The sequence below is a fragment of the Peribacillus sp. TH14 genome, assembly GCF_016651145.1.
In the GTDB taxonomy this organism is placed as follows: domain Bacteria; phylum Bacillota; class Bacilli; order Bacillales; family DSM-1321; genus Peribacillus; species Peribacillus butanolivorans.
On sequence record NZ_JAEKEK010000001.1, the window covers coordinates 5,099,543 to 5,118,380 of the forward strand.

15 protein-coding genes and 2 pseudogenes are annotated in these 18,838 nt (G+C 37.8%); 6 read left to right on the plus strand and 11 right to left on the minus strand.

Annotated features, from left to right (window positions below):
- Positions 1–70 precede the first annotated feature (70 nt).
- A complete protein-coding gene (locus tag JFU50_RS24570; RefSeq protein WP_242485260.1) occupies positions 71–388 on the plus strand; it encodes a hypothetical protein in 318 nt (105 codons plus the stop codon).
- A gap of 301 nt (positions 389–689) precedes the next feature.
- Here JFU50_RS24570 and JFU50_RS24575 read toward each other — a convergent pair whose 3' ends face one another.
- The 3 genes from JFU50_RS24575 to JFU50_RS24585 form a co-directional block, all read right to left on the minus strand.
- Positions 690–959 (minus strand): hypothetical protein, encoded by a 270-nt coding sequence (locus JFU50_RS24575; RefSeq protein ID WP_201224574.1) that lies wholly within the window; start codon positions 957–959, stop codon positions 690–692.
- A 178-nt stretch (positions 960–1,137) separates the two neighbouring features.
- Positions 1,138–2,916: an acyl-CoA dehydrogenase family protein gene (locus JFU50_RS24580; protein WP_201180559.1), complete on the minus strand. Its 1,779-nt coding sequence runs from the start codon at positions 2,914–2,916 to the stop codon at positions 1,138–1,140.
- A gap of 53 nt (positions 2,917–2,969) precedes the next feature.
- Positions 2,970–4,526, minus strand: a complete 1,557-nt coding sequence (locus JFU50_RS24585; protein WP_201224575.1) for a long-chain-fatty-acid--CoA ligase — start codon at positions 4,524–4,526, stop codon at positions 2,970–2,972.
- A 300-nt stretch (positions 4,527–4,826) separates the two neighbouring features.
- Between JFU50_RS24585 and JFU50_RS24590 the strand changes: the two genes are divergently transcribed.
- Together JFU50_RS24590 and JFU50_RS24595 are read left to right on the plus strand one after the other, a co-directional pair.
- Positions 4,827–6,188, plus strand: a complete 1,362-nt coding sequence (locus tag JFU50_RS24590; protein WP_207198828.1) for a sigma-54 interaction domain-containing protein — start codon at positions 4,827–4,829, stop codon at positions 6,186–6,188.
- Between the two features lie 95 nt (positions 6,189–6,283).
- Positions 6,284–6,487 carry a YqaE/Pmp3 family membrane protein gene (locus tag JFU50_RS24595; protein ID WP_201225182.1) on the plus strand — a complete coding sequence of 68 codons (204 nt, stop codon included), beginning with the start codon at positions 6,284–6,286 and terminating at the stop codon, positions 6,485–6,487.
- Positions 6,488–6,611: 124 nt separating this feature from the next.
- On the opposite strand, the gene JFU50_RS24600 is transcribed toward JFU50_RS24595, so the two are convergent.
- On the minus strand, positions 6,612–9,182 hold the full coding sequence (locus tag JFU50_RS24600; protein WP_201224576.1) for a helicase-related protein: 2,571 nt from the start codon (positions 9,180–9,182) through the stop codon (positions 6,612–6,614).
- A gap of 617 nt (positions 9,183–9,799) precedes the next feature.
- On the opposite strand from JFU50_RS24600, the gene JFU50_RS24605 reads away from it, so the two are divergent.
- Complete coding sequence (locus JFU50_RS24605) at positions 9,800–10,756, plus strand: sensor domain-containing diguanylate cyclase (RefSeq protein ID WP_201224578.1); 957 nt, start codon at positions 9,800–9,802, stop codon at positions 10,754–10,756.
- A 291-nt stretch (positions 10,757–11,047) separates the two neighbouring features.
- Here the strand turns inward: JFU50_RS24605 and JFU50_RS24610 are convergent, their stop codons facing one another.
- The 4 genes and pseudogenes from JFU50_RS24610 to JFU50_RS32055 form a co-directional block, all read right to left on the minus strand.
- A complete protein-coding gene (locus JFU50_RS24610; protein WP_053346023.1) occupies positions 11,048–11,227 on the minus strand; it encodes a hypothetical protein in 180 nt (59 codons plus the stop codon).
- Complete coding sequence (locus JFU50_RS24615; RefSeq protein WP_053346022.1) at positions 11,228–11,971, minus strand: type II toxin-antitoxin system SpoIISA family toxin; 744 nt, start codon at positions 11,969–11,971, stop codon at positions 11,228–11,230. It abuts the gene before it with no gap.
- 112 nt (positions 11,972–12,083) lie between these two features.
- Positions 12,084–12,448, minus strand: a pseudogene (locus JFU50_RS31060) (GntP family permease); the annotation flags it as partial.
- Positions 12,449–12,537: 89 nt separating this feature from the next.
- Positions 12,538–12,840, minus strand: a pseudogene (locus JFU50_RS32055) (nitrilase); the annotation flags it as partial.
- Positions 12,841–13,630: 790 nt separating this feature from the next.
- Between JFU50_RS32055 and JFU50_RS24620 the strand changes: the two are divergent.
- Together JFU50_RS24620 and JFU50_RS24625 are read left to right on the plus strand one after the other, a co-directional pair.
- A complete protein-coding gene (locus tag JFU50_RS24620) occupies positions 13,631–14,857 on the plus strand; it encodes an acyl-CoA dehydrogenase family protein (RefSeq protein ID WP_201224579.1) in 1,227 nt (408 codons plus the stop codon).
- Positions 14,817–15,863 carry a phosphotransferase family protein gene (locus JFU50_RS24625; protein WP_201180572.1) on the plus strand — a complete coding sequence of 349 codons (1,047 nt, stop codon included), beginning with the start codon at positions 14,817–14,819 and terminating at the stop codon, positions 15,861–15,863. The genes JFU50_RS24620 and JFU50_RS24625 overlap by 41 nt, the downstream gene beginning before the upstream one ends.
- 186 nt (positions 15,864–16,049) lie before the next feature.
- Here JFU50_RS24625 and JFU50_RS24630 read toward each other — a convergent pair whose 3' ends face one another.
- The 3 genes from JFU50_RS24630 to JFU50_RS24640 all read right to left on the minus strand — a co-directional run bounded on the left by JFU50_RS24630 (position 16,050) and on the right by JFU50_RS24640 (position 18,828).
- A complete protein-coding gene (locus JFU50_RS24630) occupies positions 16,050–16,250 on the minus strand; it encodes a hypothetical protein (RefSeq protein ID WP_201180574.1) in 201 nt (66 codons plus the stop codon).
- 179 nt (positions 16,251–16,429) lie between these two features.
- Complete coding sequence (locus JFU50_RS24635; RefSeq protein ID WP_201224580.1) at positions 16,430–17,611, minus strand: M20 family metallopeptidase; 1,182 nt, start codon at positions 17,609–17,611, stop codon at positions 16,430–16,432.
- A 152-nt stretch (positions 17,612–17,763) separates the two neighbouring features.
- Positions 17,764–18,828 carry an alpha/beta fold hydrolase gene (locus tag JFU50_RS24640; protein ID WP_235569436.1) on the minus strand — a complete coding sequence of 355 codons (1,065 nt, stop codon included), beginning with the start codon at positions 18,826–18,828 and terminating at the stop codon, positions 17,764–17,766.
- Positions 18,829–18,838: the final 10 nt, after the last annotated feature.

Genomic DNA, 18,838 nt, shown 5'->3' on the forward strand with positions numbered 1-18,838 from the left:
AACTAATTAGAAATAAATTGAATTCCATTCTTTTAGGAACACTACTATTAAAAACAGGAGGATAATATATATGACACCTCGAAATGTACCGGCAAACAAAGATAATGAAGAGAATGAAAATAAGGTCTCACCATTAGTTAAGGAAAATGAAATAGTTCAACTCAACCGATTGTTAGGTGCCGTCATGAAGTATTTATCCGATGATGAACAAGAAGAAATCGACATTGAATATCTACTAGAAAACACGGAAGGATTACGAGACTGGTGGAATAAATATAGGGAGCTTGATCGAAAAAGGATTGAAGAAGAAATAAAAAAATCTCTAGGTGATCTATCCTTAGAAGAACTTGAAACAATCCGTGAACAAATACGAAATAAAGAAAACTAAGAAAAATCTTTCTGCTTATGGATTTCCCCAATTCTGATGCGATTCTTAGTAAAACGCAAAAATCACATTAGCTTATATACTTAGGACCCTTTAGTTTCATCAGACAGTTGAATCGCCCCTAATTTGGGGCAGTATTAATGTTCTTTTATACAAGACTCTAAATTGTGGATTTTTCAGAGGAAGTCTTCATGTTTTTTTATATTTTATAAATCCAATTAATTTTTTTCAAAACACTTTAACTTCTACCATCTTTCATTGATGGTTTCTTCCGAAGATCTAATTGATCAATCACGGAATCTGTTCATACATTCAATGGATTAATTATAGTCTTAGTTGTCAAATGTTCAAACTGCTCTGTCGCCTCAACCATTGATAGTTGGGTCACTGCAAGTATTCTATTTTCATCTTTAATCAAATCGTTTAAGTATTTGTAAATTTCCTGATTATATTTCTCTCTTAATTCATAGCATAAAATCCATTTATTGTTATATAGAATACATAGAAAAAGCCCCGCAATTCGATATTGAATTGATACATTTTGTAGACCCGGCATTGATGCATCGAGTGACATCAATTGATAAATTTAAGGATACATATGCGCAAAAAAGGTTAAAGAACAAATTGAATGGATTGCCGAATGTAAAGTGGGTGCCATACTATTCTCAAATAGACTTATAGATAATGAAACGAAATCAGTTTAAAAAGATAAAAAAAGACACTAACGCGATAGTTAGTGCTTTTTCTTCAACTTAGACAGTGTATTTTTCTGATTTTACGATACGTTCCGCAATGGATCTTTTTCGTGCTGTTTTATTTATTGGTGAATGTTCGAAAAGGTTTGATAGAATGGCTCTCTGCCTTTCCAAATCTTCTCCAGATTCCATGGTAGTTAATGCTTCTAGAGCCGATGCATGAATTTGTTCAAAAGCTTCATGTACAAATACCTGTGTCATTTCAATCGCATTTAATACTTTGTTTTCTCCGTTTTTGGAAATTGTTTTTTCTGTCCTACCTACTATGCCTTCCATTGCGAAAATTTGAATCAACATATCGGCTAAGTTCGTCATTATTTCCTGCTCTTTTTCAAGTTCCTCTCCATACTTTCCGATTGCCATACCGCCTATAAATAAAAACATTTTTTTAGCTATAGACACTAAATACGATTCTTTAGCTAATGTATTAGTAAACGAACTTTGTGGGATAAAGGTTGCTGCCTCCTTTCTAAATTCTTCCATTCGTTGCACTAATGGAGATGCTTCCTTAGCTGATTTTTTGAATAATGTACTTGGAATGAGCAAACGGTTGATTTCATTCGTCCCTTCAAAAATACGATTGACGCGTGAGTCACGGTACATCCGTTCAATTTTGTATTCCTGGATAAATCCGTATCCTCCATGAATTTGTACACCTTCATCTACAACAAAGTCGAGCACTTCTGAACCAAACACCTTAACTATGGAGCATTCGATGGCATATTCAGCTATGGCCTTTTCTGACTGGCTCGCGATTTCTGGAGAAGAATGATCTATATCCCGCATGGAATCGTCAAACATTCCTGCAATTCTGTATACCATTGTTTCTAGTACATAAATCAGGATATTGATTTCAGCAAGTTTTTTTCCTATCAGTGGATATTTAGCAATTGTAGTGCCAAATTGGGTACGAGCATTCGCATAAGTAGCACTTAATTCAAGCGCTTCTTTTGCATTTCCAAGACAATTGGTGGGAAGCTTATGACGGCCTAAATTCAATATATTAAAGGCAATCAAATGGCCTTTACCGACTTTTCCTAACAAATTCTCGACTGGTATATGCACGTTATCAAAATAAAGCGGGCAGGTGGAAGATGCTTTAAGTCCCATTTTCTTCTCTTCAGGACCAACCGTAAATCCTGGAGTATCTCTTTCCACGATAAACGCACTAAAATGTTTTCCATCTACTTTTGCATAAACGATATAAATATCCGCAAAACCTCCGTTTGTAATAAATACTTTGGATCCATTCAATATGTATTGTTTGCTGTCCCTGCTAAGAACTGCTGTAGTTTTCGCCCCAAGTGCATCAGAACCAGCGGATGGCTCCGTAAGACAGTAAGCACCTACTTTAGTTCCTGTTACGATATCAGGTAAATACTTCTGTCTTTGTTCGAGTGTTCCGAAGTAGACGATTGGAAGAGAACCAATTCCAGTCTGTGTGCCAATCGATAATAGAAATGATGAAGTTTTTGATAATGCTTCTGAAATAAAGGTACTAGAAACCTTATCAAGTTCCAAACCGCCGAATTGCTCGGGAACATCCACCCCCAGTAGACCGATTTCCCCCGCTTTCCCAAGTAATGTTTTAGTAAGCTCATAGTCTAACTTTTCTAGTTTTTCTTCATTAGGAATAATTTCGTTTATGACAAAGTCACGAGTCATCTTAACAAACAATTTCTGTTCTTCTGTTATATCTTCTGGAGTAACGCATGTATCACTTTTTAGGTCTTCCACAATAAAACTGCCGCCGTATATTCCTTTTGTTTTTTGCATTAATATTGCTCCTTCCAAATAAATTAAATTTCAAGAATTATCCATCATTTTTTTTATTCCTTTAGGGTTCTTCGTAAAATCTTGCCTACACTGGTTTTCGGAAGCGTTTCACGTATATCCACAACTTTTGGCACTTTGTAGGGCGATAAATATTTTTGGCAATGGATAGTCAATTCATCTTTCGTCAAATATTTGCCTTCCTTCAGCACGATAACCGCTTTAACCGTTTCTCCACGGTAATCATCCTTAATCCCAACTACAACCGCTTCTAAAATCGACGGGTGTTCATAAAGAACTTCCTCCACTTCCCGAGGATAAACATTGTATCCGCTCGCTATTATCAAATCCTTTTTCCGATCTACAATGTAATAAAATCCATCACCGTCCTTCTTGGCTATATCTCCTGTATATAACCAGCCATCCTTTAACGAAGCTTCCGTTTCCTTTGGCATATTCCAATATCCTTTCATAATTTGCGGCCCCCTTATTACCAGCTCTCCTGCTACGCCTATGTCGGCTTCATATAATCCTGTAGCAAGGTCAAGGATTTTTGCCTCTGTATATGGTAAAGGAATACCCACGGATCCGTTTTTCCGCTTTATGTAAGAAGGAGTACACAAAACCCCTGGGGCTGCCTCCGATAACCCATATGACTCGGAAATTTCCGCTCCTGTCCTTCGCTCGAATTCATCCATCACTTCACCCGGTAATGGTGATGATCCACTATGGCAAAGTTTAATTGAATTGAGCCCAAACTTTTCAGCCTCCGGATGATTATTAAGGGCTGTATACATAGTAGGAACCCCTGCAAAACGAGTAGGTTTTTCCCATTTAATTGTGTTTAACACCTCTTCTAAATGAAATTTTGGAAGAAGGATTAAACAAGAACCTTGTAATATTCCTAGATTCATGCAAATGGTCATTCCGTACACATGAAATAAGGGAATAACAGTTAGGACCTTTTCCATGCCCGGTATCATTGTCTCCTTCAAGATCATGTTATGCTGTTCAATATTCGCAACTAGATTACGATGAGTAAGCATGACCCCCTTTGAACGGCCTGTTGTGCCACCGGTATATTGGATCACAGCAAGATCTTCTTTCGGATTTAACATAACCGGTTCAAATAGACTGCTTCCTGCTTTTATAATAGATTCATAGCTATGTTTGACTAAATCGCTTGAGGCTGATGGTTTAATGCTAACAGAAATGATATTCTTTATAGTAGTCTCAGCTTGAATTGACTTAATGATAGGAGTAAGGGAATCCGAGGCGATGATTGTTTCTGCAGCACAATCAGAAACAATATATTGAATCTCCCTTTTCGTAAACATCGGGTTGATTTGAACAACTACTCCCCCAATGGCTAATATCCCAAAATAGGCAACGACATATTGCGGGCAATTGGAAAGAATCAAAGCAATTCTTTCCCCTTTCTTGATGCCCGCTTTCTGTAGGCCAGCAGCAAAAGAATCGACCTGATTTTTCAATTGAGTATAAGTCCATATTTCTCCCTTATAAGATATGGCTTCATTTTTCGACCATTTAGAAACCGATTGTTCAAGCATTTCATATAAAGTAATGTTTGAAATCTCCTCATTTTCTCTCATTATTTCCCCTCCATTTAGTTATTTACATCGAAAAGGTAGCGCTTTCAAATCATGTGAATCAGAAATTATAGCGGCACTCTCTCTTTTCTTTATTACTTAATATGCAATTTCCATACCAGCATCGAAAGTATTATCAAAACTACTAATGGTTTAATACCATGTTCATTTTTGACTATCCACTTTTGACAAGATGATCAATATTGACCATCATCTATCGCTATGCAATAATTTCTATAAAAAGGATGAGGAGGGAATTTTATTTATAAAACTCGGTATTTCGAAACCCAGAATGTTAATGATTTGCTCTCACTGTTATCAAACGTATTAAATACTTCATCTGATGGTCTTTTCGTATGTAATATAGAAGGTTATCCGATTCTCTATAATGAAGCCTTATTAGAAATGACCAATTTGTCTCATTCATTTATAAATTCCTATGTTATTTACGATGCTGTAGAAATGATGGCGGTTCCAAAAACTAGCGCTGCGATTGTCCTTGAAACGAAACAAGCTTGTACGACAATTATTGAATATGAACACGGGAAAAAGTGTATCGTCACAGCCACTCCTTATTTAGATGCAGATAATGAAATATTGTTCGTTGTTTCCAACCTACGGGATATAACAGAAATGAACCGGCTGCAAAAAGAACTGGAAGAAACACAACAAATCAAAGACATGTATCAAAAGAACTTAGAGCGGTTGCGGAATGAAATAGACAATCAACAGCATATTATTTATCAGAGTAAGAACATGATGCAGGTGATGTCGCTTGCAGAAAGGTTTGCTGAGAATGACTTACCGATATTACTGTTAGGAGAATCTGGAGTCGGGAAAGATGTCCTGGCTAATTTCATTCACGAGCAAAGTAAACGAAAAGGTCCATTAATTAAAATTAACTGCGGAGCGATACCTGATCATCTTTTGGAATCAGAATTATTCGGGTATGAGAAAGGTGCTTTCACTGGTGCCAGTCAGGCGAAGAAAGGATTATTTGAAGCTGCACAGGATGGTACCATCTTTTTGGATGAAATAGGTGATCTCCCCTATTCGCTTCAAGTTAAACTATTAAATGTGGTACAGGATTATAAAATAAGGAGATTGGGTGGAACAGAAATGAAAGAAGTGAATGTCCGTATCATTACTGCCACAAATGCGGATATCGAAGGGCTAGTCAAACAGAAAGCATTCCGTTTGGATTTATACTATAGACTGAATGTATTATCTATTCATATACCACCATTAAGGGAAAGAAAAGAGGATATTCCAAGTTTTGTATTTTACTATCTGAGACAATTCGAACAAAAATACCACATAAAAAAGAAAGTGGACAATCAAGTATTACAGCAATTTATGGCATATGGCTGGCCTGGTAATATTCGTGAATTGAAAAACTTGATGGAGCGGCTATATCATTTGAGTGAAGGTACAACGATTACAACTGATTATCTACCTGAAAATTTGCTTAGACACAGATCTGGTTTAGAAAAAAGTGAATGGAGTGAACACGACCAGCACCGCACATTAAAGGAAGCTGTTACTTCATTTGAACAGGCTTATATTTCACGTGCATTAAGTCGTTCAACTTCATTACAAGAATGTGCAAGTCAATTGGGAATCAGTATATCCTCCCTAGTCCGAAAAAAAAGAAGTATTAAATAGTAAAAGTCGCTATATTTTTTTATGGCTAACATAGTGTTTATATAGCGATAATGTTATATTTAGATGAAAATTATTATATTTGGAGAGTGTTTATTATTCTTTATTTAATCGCGATTCTTTTCCCGCCTTTAGCAGTCTTATTAGCAGGCAAACCAATTCAGGCCGTGCTTAATTTGATTCTTACCCTATTTTTCTATGTACCGGGTTTGATTCATGCAATCTTGGTCGTTCATGATAAGAAAGCCGATAAAAGAATGAAGCAGACAGGCCGCCATTATTGCCCAGTCGAAAAGAAATGACTAAGTGTAAAAATAATCATTTTATGACCAACAACCCGAATAACGACGCTTTTTAAAGGCGTATTTATTCGGGTTGATCTGTCTCTAAAATTCACCAGTTGCCAATTTCCTTAAACAAGTTCAGCTATTTGGATCTGTGTGTTCTTCTTTGACCCTTATGATAGCATGCGTCACAAATTTGAAACCGTAAGCTATCCGGCAACTTTTTTCCACATCGCTTGCATTTTTTCTGATAATTAATCATTTCATCTTTTAACTGATCATGAACACCATCACTGATCTCTTCACGGACACGTTCCCAATAAATGGCTTCAGTTCTTCTTCCCATTCGGTATAGAAATAAAAGATGTAGACCTATGGCTTTATAGGAAAGTTCCAATTCCTCTAGATTCCTTGTCTTGATGATTGGATCTGGTAGATTGCTGCTCTCGGCAATGGCTTCGACCGTATCTAGCCACTGCCGGATAAGTCTAGGTTCTTTAGCTGAAAAGGGTAGATGTAGGAATCCATATAAATCCATTAACGAAAAACGTGCTTCGATTTCAGTATCTCGAATCAACTCGTAAAGCTCGCGTTCTTCTGTGAGGGATGCCTTTTTAGTTCCGTTTGGGGGCTCGAATTTCTCCCACAATTCAAAAAATGTTCCTAGATGCCGATAATACTTCTGAAAACGTTCAAATACTGCAGAAGTAGGAGCTATAGTAAAAGTTTGAACGGGCTCATCTACCTGTTCAAGCAGTTTATTCATTATTTTTATCTCTGCTGTAAAAGCAACCTTTCCGGTGTCGTAAATACCTTTTCTCCCTGCCCGTCCTGCGATTTGTTTAACTTCTTGTGATGTCAGTCTTCTTCTGCGTGTCCCGTCGAATTTTTCATTCTCAAGAAAGACAATGCGACGGATTGGCAAGTTCAATCCCATTCCTATTGCATCTGTGGCAACAACAACAGATGTTTCGCCACGATTAAAAAGCTCAATTTGTCGTTTTCTATTCTCAGGGGGCATGCTCCCATATATCATGCTGACACTATGCCCACTCCCTTGGAGACGGGAGGCAGTTTCTAGAACCTGCCTTCTTGAAAAACAAATAAGCGCATCCCCTTTTTTGGTATACTTCAATCCAAACTCTCTTGGTTCTATCTCCAAGGGAATGTCCCGTGTGTATTCATGCAGTTCCAAATTTGCTCCATTTAATAAGTTGAGAAGCATCATTTTTATATTCCTGCTCCCAATAATGTGTACTTCCTTAGCATTTGCTTGTGTGATTGCTCGAAACCAAGAAAAGCCACGATCTTTATCTGCAATCATTTGGGCTTCGTCAATGACGATTACCTCATGGTAGTCTTTTTCATGAAACATTTCGACTGTACAAGAGAAATGTTTAGCACCCTCCACTGACTTTTCTTCTTCACCGGTCTTTAATGAGCAAGGCACCCCTTCTGCATTTAGCTTGTCAAACACTTCTAGTGCTAGAAGTCTTAGCGGGGCAAGATATAAACCACTTTCGGCTGCCTTCATTTTTTTGAGCGCCTGATGTGTCTTCCCAGTATTGGTCTCACCGATATGCAAAACATACCTAACCCTTTTTCCTAATGAAGGAGTATAGGCCTTTCCAAAAATATCTTCAATAATCCTTTCCTCTTCTGCTTGCCTTCTGGCTTGTTCCGCTAATGCTTCAGCTTTTCTTCTTTCCCTGTTCTCCTCATCTTCTTCAAATATTTTCTGATGCAATGATTCATTAAAAGGAGTCTTCACAAGTTTCAGTAAATCAGAAAGGTATTCTTCTTGAAGCTCATCAAAACAAGCCTGTGACAAATCAGCCAATTCATCTCGAAGTATTCCTTGAAGGGCTCCCGAAGTCAATTTTTCCCCATATGCTTCCAAAAAATCATGGTGCAGTGTTACAGGTAAATGGTTAATGAACTTTTTGGGGGCGAATCCTAAAATAAACTCTGAAATTACCCTTTCATACCTATAAAAATAATTTTCATATTCGTAATGATTCTTCCCCCAATCAAACAAGGAGTGTATATCACCTGTTAGTTCTTCAAAAAAATCAGTCACCATTAAGTATTCTGTTGATTCAAACAAACCTGCTTCCACCAATTGTTCTTCTAGCATATATGGGGTAACATATTGAAATTTCGGTTTATTTTGCAGATCAGCTACTAATATTTCAGCGATATAATACCTAACATGCAAATATAAAAGAAGCGAACTCTCCTCAAAAAAAGTATTAGCTTCGTCTTGAAGCCTTTGTCGTACTTTCCACCGCTCATTAGCCAGCCGTTGTTCTTCTTGTCGTTTAAAGAAGTTTTCCCTTGCTTTTTTATATCTCTTTTCCCATTCTTCCTGATTTTCAGAGAAGGTTTTTTTAATCCAGGTTAAAACATCAAAAGGACGATAGCTCTTTAATTCATTGCGGAACAAGCTGTTGATTAGCTTGTGATCTGACCCTTCAGTAACAAAGCCCCTTTCGTTTAGAAATCCCCTTTTTTCTTTTCTAGGCACATCGTTTGAAGCCTTACTCAACCAGACATTAATCCATATCTGCTCTATATAAGACATCCTGTCAGATATGTACGTCGAATAAGAAGGTAATGTCTCTTGATTCTCTAAATAAAAATCCATATCCTGGATGATTTTTTGTTTTGTATTCTCTATTGCAAATGGGTATATATTTTCTAATTTTCCCATAATGATCCCCTTTTGAATTTCCTGTATGTAAGTTGACTCTTTTTCTTATTTATCCTCTCCAAAACAATTTTATAAATTATCTCCACGCATGTTTTATCTGCAAAATTCATAAGGACTTAGTCGTTCGTTAAAGAAACGTACAAACGCAACCTTGCAGATAATATGATAAATCATACCAGGTGTGTTAGGTAAATGGTACTCTTACCATTTCATGTACAGTATAATACATGATAGTTAGATTAGTTACTTATTATAATGGACTTTCATCGAGAAGTGATACAAATCACGTCTTATTGATTTTGCAGAGGAAACGTATGAATGACAATATATTGACTAATGCTTATGTAAAAGGTATATAAGGAAGATTTTAAATGAGGATAAGGAATTTAATGATTTTTCAATTTATCCGAAATATAATAAGGGGCATGAGTATACTGACAAAACATACTGAACTTAGAAATATAGAGAGTGTTACTTACATAATCGATAACATTATGTGTCCTTATAAATGAATTCAAACTGTCACGGCAATCAATATATTGCTCTTGAGTCTTTCTAGTTGTTTATGAAAAAATCCAGAAAAGCTAAAAAGACTATAGAAAAAGGGGAGCCTGAAAATGATTCAGCATGATATCAATTACTATAAAAATTTCGACTCTATCGCTAAGGAGGTATTAGCATTATTAGCACATACGATAGAGGTCAATACATTCTTCCTTTCTATTCGTACTCCCTTACAAAGTTTTATGATCAAATCTTTTAACCGAAATGCAGAGTTAATATTTGAAGGAGACACCCTTCCTTATAATATGGTTTTTTGCAAATTAGTTGTTGAAAATGATTTTGAACCGCTTGTTATCCCCAACTTAAAGCAACATCCATTGACAAGTGATCATCCTATAACGAAGGTTATTGGAAACGGATGTTTTATGGGCTATCCCCTTACAAATGGGGAGAATATCTTCGGGACACTTTGTGCTTTTGACATTAAACCTTTTGATTTCAAAGAGTATGATGTGATACTAGTTAAGTCTTTGGCAACTTTAATCAGTCAATCAATCGTTCTTGAAAATGGGATTATCAGGGACTCATTGACAGGTCTCTATAATCGGAACTTCATTTATAATTATTTCAATTATAATAAGGATAAAATGCACAATGAAATGGCTATACTTTATATTGATTTGGATCATTTTAAATATTTCAATGATTCTTTTGGTCATGATGTCGGAGACTTTGTTATTAAAAGGACGGCTGAATGTCTATTGCAATTTGTACCCGAGGATAGTTATGTGGCACGAATCGGCGGCGATGAATTTATCGTTTTGTTACCTACATCTCAGTGTGAGGATCTCTTAATAAGCACACAACAAAAGGCTGAATTCATTTTAAAACAATTATCCACCATGCCCATTCACATTAATGAAAATGTTTATTTTGTCTCCGCAAGCATCGGGATAAGTTTTTATCCTGACAACGGTACCGAAATGGAGTCACTATTGAAAAAAGCGGATTGGACAATGTATAAGGCTAAAGAGTCTGGACGAAAGAATATCCGATACTATCAAGAATGATTCCTGCACTTCTAAATAAATACAAAAACCAGTGTTTATTATACACTGGTTTTCCATTATCGTAAAAAGATCCAACGTTTCGCTTTTAACCTTTGCAGAAGCTTCAGCAAGTCAGCATTTTCTTTATGTATCCGTTTCTCAGATGGTGAAGCGGAGGGGGTCGGGATGTTCACTCTCTCGGGTTTTTTGTTCATATACTGAAAGACCCTTCCTATTCTTTAGTTTTGAATAGTATATGCATATTTCATCCAAATATCATAAGGGCAGAGGAATTTTCCTCTGCCCTTATACTTATAGTACGTCTCTTAATCGGCTGAACCGTGCAGTTTTTTCTTTTTGATTCAGGATAATGCGTTCATTCTGTTTCATCACCTTTTTAGTATGAGGGCTTAAGCCTACATCGGGAATCTTGACCTGCGGTTTGATTACGGCAACTGAAATCTCGCTGCCTGCTTTATCATAAATGCTCATTCATCCTTCACCACCTTGCTTTTGTTTTATGACCATATCAAACATCATGATCAATAATGCTATTAATAAACAATCCACTTCTGAAACGAAGCTTTCTGATTTAACATTTAGGATATAGGGTTCCATTAAAATACTTACAGGCTGCAATGCCATTTTTTCTTCATCGTTATAATACGTATCTTCTCTTTCCAATGTAGCACGGATGATACTGCCATTCAAGTTCGGATGCCCATTTAGCACCAATTGCTTGTCCTGTTCCGTTTTAAAAGGGAGAATCTTCACGTTCATTCCCTCTTTAGCTGCATAGGCCTGAAGCAGAATACTCAAGTAAGCTAGGTATTCCTTATTCGTTTGATAATACTCCGGAATTCCCTCTTTTTTCAAAAGGTGAAACATATTTTTTACCTTTTCGCGGTTGTCCGTTAAAAGTTTGTCACTTTCCGCAACAGCTCTTGTGGCATAGGAAAGTTCATTATCGCCGATTTTGGATATATACATACTCAAAAACACAAACATATCCACCAGAACAAACACAATCGCCATAATCAAAAAGTTCTTCCACTCAATGAATATACTTTTCGGATAGAAACTCCAATAAATCAATGCTCCCAAAATAAAAATGACATACCAGGTTTTCCTAATCGCTTCAATCTTCCTACTTACCTTATCTTTAAATTTCCAGGAAAGAACAACATATGCTAATAAAGCTATAAATACAATCCACACAAAGACTCTGAAAAACATTAACACATCGTTTTATCACCCTGCCCCTCATACAGCTGTTACCTTTCTCATCTCTCTCTCTATATATTATTCAGTATATATACATCTTTTCCCTGCATAGGGAGTGTGAAACTTATGTGCCGGTGGAGAGTTTTTCCCTATATAAATAAGACACTAACATATCTCGGTACGATTGACGGTGTGTTAGTCCTGTAATGACAAGTAAAGTAATAACCTCACCATTGTGAGGAAGGAATCCATCCCTCCGGCAGCCATTGAAACTACTAGAAACTACTCGATGTTACTTCAAACGGATACTGGTCTGTATTTTGGATGTACTTATCTGCCATTAACGCATAGAGAAATTCCCATTCCTCCTGATGCAGAACCTGTGATTCCAGCAAGGATAGTAGTAGTTACCTAACCATTTATTAGAGGACGTGTGAAAATACTTGAAATACCATCACGAACGGCTTTTAACTCAGGTAGCGATGTGATTTACTGCACCGAATACTTACATTTAATCTGATCTTAAATTCCGTCTTACCATTTCAATTATTTTCAGAAAATTCATATTTTTATGGTGAAGAACATAGCAAGATAGTATTCATACTGAATTGTTTGTCTCTTTCAATCACGCCGATTACGATATAGCCACTAGCCTTCCATACTGCTTCTCCCAACCTTTCAGTTGTTTTACTTGGAACAGGAACTGAATTTTCCCAATAACAAAGCCAGTTTTTTTCCTTCAGGAGAGCAATTCCCTACTGTTACTCCAAGGCTGAATCCCCTCGGGTAGCTGGGATCAGGAAAAACGACAATGTTAGCCCCTTTTTTCCTGATTCTGGGGTTAATGAAACAGCCTTTCCTGTACTTGCTTCTCGATTCATAATAACAGAAACAGCTTGGACGACAGCTACTTACAAATACGCTTACTATTTATTTTTTTACAGGGTGTCTTTCTAAGATCTTTTTAAAGCACTGTCCTAGGCCTCCTCGATAAAATGGACCGATTCTATTTGGAATCATTGATGAATAATGTAATCACTTTCAAAATCTAATTTAAACTAGAGTTGGTTGGATCCATGGAATATAAATGCATTCACTAATTTACCTACATCCGACTCCCAAGATCGAGCAACGCCCCCGCTACCTTGAATGATGCCGCCCTTGCATTTTGCCAAAAAGCTACTAGGGTGTATTCCTTAAATTAATAATAGATTATTGATATTATTCCATACTTTAGTGTTACCTTCTTGTTACCAGTCTCCAGAACTTCTTTCCCTTACTAGCTGGATGATCGTAATCAGTTGGCTGCTCTTTTAGCTTTTAAGTGATTGAATCTAAAATGAAACCTTTCCGTTTAATGTCCCGTAGTTCCTTACAAATCAATTCTTCTCTATATCACCCTGTTATTTTTTATATGCCTCCCTCCCATGATTCCATATCCGATCACATTAGCAACATAAATTCATCATAGCTTGATTAAAGATAGTTATATAGTTTCAAAGTTTTCTCATTTTCTAATACATCTCAATCCTATTATTATTTTCAAAAAAACTTTGCACCTCGATTCGAATTGTAATCATGTGTTTTAGAATTAGAACGCACCTAAACGGCCCTTGACCTGGCATTATTCTTGCATGTATTACCAATGAAAAAATTAAAGGAGTGATTTTCTTGTTTAATTTTAACCCTTCTGAAGAACAACAAATCATGATTGAAAAAGCAACTGCATTTATGAACGAGTTCGTTTACCCAAATGAAAAATATATGGTTCCACATCGCGGCCTGCCGGATGATATTTTAAAACCATTACAGGAACGAGTGAAAGAGCTTGGATTATGGGCCGGTCATTTACCAAAAGAAGTTAATGGAATGGGGATGGGCTTCGTTTCCCTCGGTTTACTGTCTGAAGTAATTGGTAGAAGTCCAATTGGTCCATACATTTTCGGCTCTATGGCACCTGATGCTGGAAATGGGGAAATTCTATGGAAGGCAGCCACCCCGAAGCAGAAAGAGAAGTACTTGGTGCCTCTTGCCAACTGTGATATCCGCTCCTGCTTTGCGATGACAGAACCAGAAGTTTCCGGATCGGACCCTACGACACTTCAGGCCCGAGCTGAACTGGAGGGCGATGAATGGGTCATTAATGCCCATAAATGGTTTACAACAGGCGCTATAGGTGCATCGTTTTCCATTGTAATGGCGATGACAGATCCGGAAGCTCCACGTCATCAAAGATTCAGCTTGTTTCTCGTCGATTCTGATAATCCTGGTTTTGAAATCGTTCGTGAAGTACCTATTATCGGCGATCATTATACTGGTGGCCATTGTGAAGTGCGGTATACGAACTGCCGCATTCCTAAAGAAAACCTTCTTGGACAGCGTGGTGAAGGGTTTAGGCTTGCCCAACTAAGGCTTGGACCAGGAAGAATCACCCATGCAATGCGCTGGATTGGCGTTTCGAAACGAAGCTTCGATTTAATGCTTGACTACGCTTCTCGACGTGTGACACGTGGAAAAACACTAACCGAGTTCCAATCGATCCAAAACTTCATTGCTGATTCATCTGCTGATATTGAAGCTGCTCGTCTAATGACGCTCCATGCTGCCTGGAAATTGGACAATGGTGATCAAGCTCGTAAGGAAATCTCAAGAATCAAATATTTTGGAGCAAAAGTGCTGCATGATGTCATCGACCGAGCCATTCAAGTGCATGGCGCTCTCGGAATTACAGGGGATACGCCACTTGAAGGCTTTTACCGTGAAGCACGGACTGCCAGAATCTATGACGGTCCGGATGAAGTCCATCGCAGCGTAGTAGCCAAGCTGGAACTCAAGGAGTTCATGGGGGGGGAATCCAATGTCCAAAAACCAGTCCAAAACACAAGCCAGTCAAATTGATTGGAACGTAATCGAAAACTACATCCGCTCACATATTCCTTTTTTACCGAATGATTCACTGCAGGCTAAAGCTTTCTCTGCAGGTTACTCGAATATTACGTACCAAATCAATATCGGAAAGTGGGAGGGTGTTTTCCGTCGTCAACCATTCGGAGACCTCCCGCCAAATGCACATGACATGAAGCGAGAGTTTACGATTTTGGGCAAGCTTAATCCCGTTTTTCCTTTGGCACCAAAACCGTTTTTATATTGTGATGACCCAGCCATTACGGATAAGCAATTTTATATAATGGAAAAGAAGGTAGGGCTTGTCCTTGATGATTCCCTTCCCCCTGAGTTGGATGGAAATCAAGCATATGCTAAGGCAGTCTCGGAAACGGTTGTCGATACACTTACACGTTTACACAGCATTGATTATCAAGCAGCCGGGCTCAATATGATCGGCAAACCGAATGGATATCTCGAACGTCAAGTCAAAGGCTGGATTAAACGCTACGAACGGTCGAAAACAGATGAATTAGACGGGGTAGGTGAAACCGAGCAGTGGCTGCTCGGCAAGCTTCCCTCCTCGTCACTTTCCAGTATTGTGCATAATGACTTCAAATTGAATAATATGATGTTCTCCTACAATAGCCCTGAAGCCGTGGCTGTTTTTGACTGGGAAATGAGCACAATCGGTGATCCATTAACGGATCTCGCCATCAGCTTGGCTTATTGGACCGAGCCAGGTGAAACCGAAACAGGACTCACCTCCGTTACTAGCAAGCCAGGATTCCTAACACGTAGGGAATTTGCCAACCTTTATGCATTAAAAAGTGGCAACAGTCTCAGTGATATTGACTATTATCTAACCTTTGCCTTCTATAAGATAGCCGTTGTCCTTCAGCAGCTTTATTATCGTTGGAAAAATGGGGATAGTCAGGACAGCCGGTTTGAACATTTACACATTGGAATCAAAAATTTAATGCATCAAGCAAATCGAGCAAAAAACCGTGAATTGTTATAAGTAACAATTGGAAGTGTCTACCCACACCTTGGGTTAAAAATTTAGATAAATGTTTAAAAGTACAAATTCCCACTTAACAGCGACTGGCGGATGTCAGTAAGCTGGATTAGTCTTCTACCCCAACGATTAGCATATGCCCTCGAGCCGATGGTGTCTGGTGCTAGACACCAAGACATTTCATATTATTTACATTTCCATAAAATATAAAAACAGCCCAAGACCAAGACAGAAAAACTTCACGATCATTTCTGTTCCAGATGGTTGTGGAGTTTTTCTTCTATGGGTGGTTTCATAGTATTCAGAGATCTGTTTCCGAATAAATGGATTCAAGTGATATCTTGACCAATTTCCCATGAATTCTGTTGAAGAAATTCCCTTGATCTTCATGTTCGATTCCTTCTGCGATATGACGAAAAGCAATCTAGAAAAAAAGAAAAATAATATTGCCAACAACATGGTAAAACAGAAAAGGTGAAATCTGTTGGACTTCACCTTTACTGTTCTTCTATAATAATCCGAAAAGAAAAACCATTGACTAGACTAATATTGTGTTTCTATAATCCATACTATTCCCCATCTAAATAATCAATGGCAAGTGCAATAAAATAACGGATAGATTCTATGAACTTATCAATTTCTACATATTCATCCGGCTGGTGAGCAAGTCGTGGGTTTCCGGGACCAATTATAATAGTTGGAATTCGTAAATGCGGCCAATACACTGAAGCGTCAGTATAATAATTAACACCTGAGGGCCTTAGGTCTAAATTAAGGTGATTCTTCCCTGTTTGAACAGCAAGTTTTACAAAGTCATCAAATTCATTTGTGGACACGGAATCCATTCGGTTAATAACCTTTATTTGATATGTTGACTGTAACTTCTCTGAAATCTCTTTGATCATATTCTCAATATCATGTAAAATGCTGTCATTATCCTGTCCAGGGACAGTTCGTATATCTAGAGTCAAATTACACTGATCAGGCACAACATTTGTTTTTACTCCACCTTCAATTGTTCCAATATTAATCGTTGGGTAGCCTAATAGTGGATGTGGAGAATATTCAAATCCATAGGTATGGAGACGATTCATTAATTCGTTCATCGCTGTAATGGCATTTATCCCTTGGTCAGGCATTGATCCATGGGCCGTTTTTCCGTAGGTGATAATTTCCAGCCACAGACATCCTTTATGAGATGTATACAGTTCGTTTTCACTAGGTTCCGATACAACTAACGCAGTAGCTTTATCTATTTGTCCCTTTTCTACGACTTTTTTTGCACCGTATCCATCAACCTCTTCTCCTGCAGTGCCGACAAACTGCAACTTCCCATTTAATTGAACACCAGCCCGTTCGATACATTCTAAAGCGAGGACCATTGCAGCTACACCGCTTTTCATATCGGTTGCCCCTCGACCAAATACTTTATTATCTATTAATTTTCCGGAAAACGGGTCGTGTTCCCATTCTACTTTACCCGTAGGGACCGTATCAAAATGCCCACTATACACTAAATATCTATCATCTGGTTTCACATTCGGGTATGTTACAAATAGATTTGCACGATCGTTACCGAGATCATCCAATTCGACTTGAAGGTTTGATGATTTTAAATAAGATTGAATAACCTCAGCAACCCTTTTTTCATTTCCTTGTGGATTCACGCTGTTCACTTGAATAAGTGATTGTAGAAATCGAACAGATCTTGATTCATCAATAAGTTCAAAAATAGAATGTAAATCAGTCATCCAATCCCACCTTTTTTAGAATGATGCTTCTTTAGGTTTTTTAGCTTGAAATTTTATTCACAAATACCAAAAATCAACTTGTCTCCATGTATATTGGGAGACAAGTGAATAATTGGAACTAGGTTTCTATCACTAATTTTTATTGGATATACTCAATGATTTGAACGGTCACATAACCAACTATTTAATATGCCTGCAAGTTTCCCGGTTAATGCCAAGGAAGCATGGCCGGCTTCCACAAGTTGATGGGTTTTATCTTCACTTGAAACCAAATCCATCAATGGAAGGCTTTGTCCTTGAGGTATAAGGTTATCATTTTTTGAGATAACAACTAATAGGTTTGACTTAATTTTACCCAAATCGACTTTATTACCACGAATAGTGAACTCGCCCTTAACGAGTTTATTTTCTTTCATGAGGTCATTACTTATTTGTCGGAAAGCTTCTCCAGTTAAAGGTACATGGCCTTTTGTCCATTGGTTCATACGCCGCCACTTTTCCACAAAACGCTTATCATTAGCACGGGTCAAAAGTGTAACATAAGGACTGTAGTAGATTGGAGAAGTTATGGACCTAAACATTGCTTCAATATAGACAGGAGGAATTAATCCGTAAACATCAATGAAGCGGTCTATATTAAAAGCACCTTCTTTTAGTCCCTCCGCCCATTTCTCAGGCATGGCAGGCACACTATAATCAATTGGTACTGCCGCACATACCAGGTTCTTAATTGGCTCATCCGCAATTGCGGCATACATGGCTGCAAGTGTCCCTCCCAGGCAATACCCGACTACAGACACTTCATCTGCACCCGAATGCCTTAATGCTCGCCCTACACCTTTTTTAATATAGTCAACAACATAATCACCCAAAGTAATGTCTTTATCTTCGTATCCCGCAATCCCCCAGTCTAATAAATACACATCATAGCCACTGTTTACAAGGCCTCCTATTACACTGGTACCAGGTGCAAAATCTAGGATAGTAGGGCGGTTGATTAGCGAGTAAACAATAAAGACAGGAACATCATATTTTTTTTCAACGGTAGGATAATGCCATAAAGTCGCCTTATTTTTTTTCCAAATAGCATGTCTTGGAGTGTGACCTTCACTTAGTTCAGGTCCACTGATGGCATTTGAAAATTCGTTCCAACGCGTCATCTCTTTTTCAAAATCGAAAGAGGGAATTGTATTATTATTTAGAGTTTCAGTAGCCAAATTTATTCCT

Coding starts and splice junctions, on each gene's coding strand:
- JFU50_RS24635 (WP_201224580.1), bottom strand. CDS start 17,611: ATGACTGATTTACATTCTATTTTTGAACTTATTGATGAATCAAGATCT.
- JFU50_RS24570 (WP_242485260.1), top strand. CDS start 71: ATGACACCTCGAAATGTACCGGCAAACAAAGATAATGAAGAGAATGAA.
- JFU50_RS24625 (WP_201180572.1), top strand. CDS start 14,817: ATGTCCAAAAACCAGTCCAAAACACAAGCCAGTCAAATTGATTGGAAC.
- JFU50_RS24610 (WP_053346023.1), bottom strand. CDS start 11,227: ATGAGCATTTATGATAAAGCAGGCAGCGAGATTTCAGTTGCCGTAATC.
- JFU50_RS24615 (WP_053346022.1), bottom strand. CDS start 11,971: ATGTTTTTCAGAGTCTTTGTGTGGATTGTATTTATAGCTTTATTAGCA.
- JFU50_RS24600 (WP_201224576.1), bottom strand. CDS start 9,182: ATGGGAAAATTAGAAAATATATACCCATTTGCAATAGAGAATACAAAA.
- JFU50_RS24580 (WP_201180559.1), bottom strand. CDS start 2,916: ATGCAAAAAACAAAAGGAATATACGGCGGCAGTTTTATTGTGGAAGAC.
- JFU50_RS24575 (WP_201224574.1), bottom strand. CDS start 959: ATGTCACTCGATGCATCAATGCCGGGTCTACAAAATGTATCAATTCAA.
- JFU50_RS24585 (WP_201224575.1), bottom strand. CDS start 4,526: ATGAGAGAAAATGAGGAGATTTCAAACATTACTTTATATGAAATGCTT.
- JFU50_RS24605 (WP_201224578.1), top strand. CDS start 9,800: ATGATTCAGCATGATATCAATTACTATAAAAATTTCGACTCTATCGCT.
- JFU50_RS24630 (WP_201180574.1), bottom strand. CDS start 16,250: ATGAAGATCAAGGGAATTTCTTCAACAGAATTCATGGGAAATTGGTCA.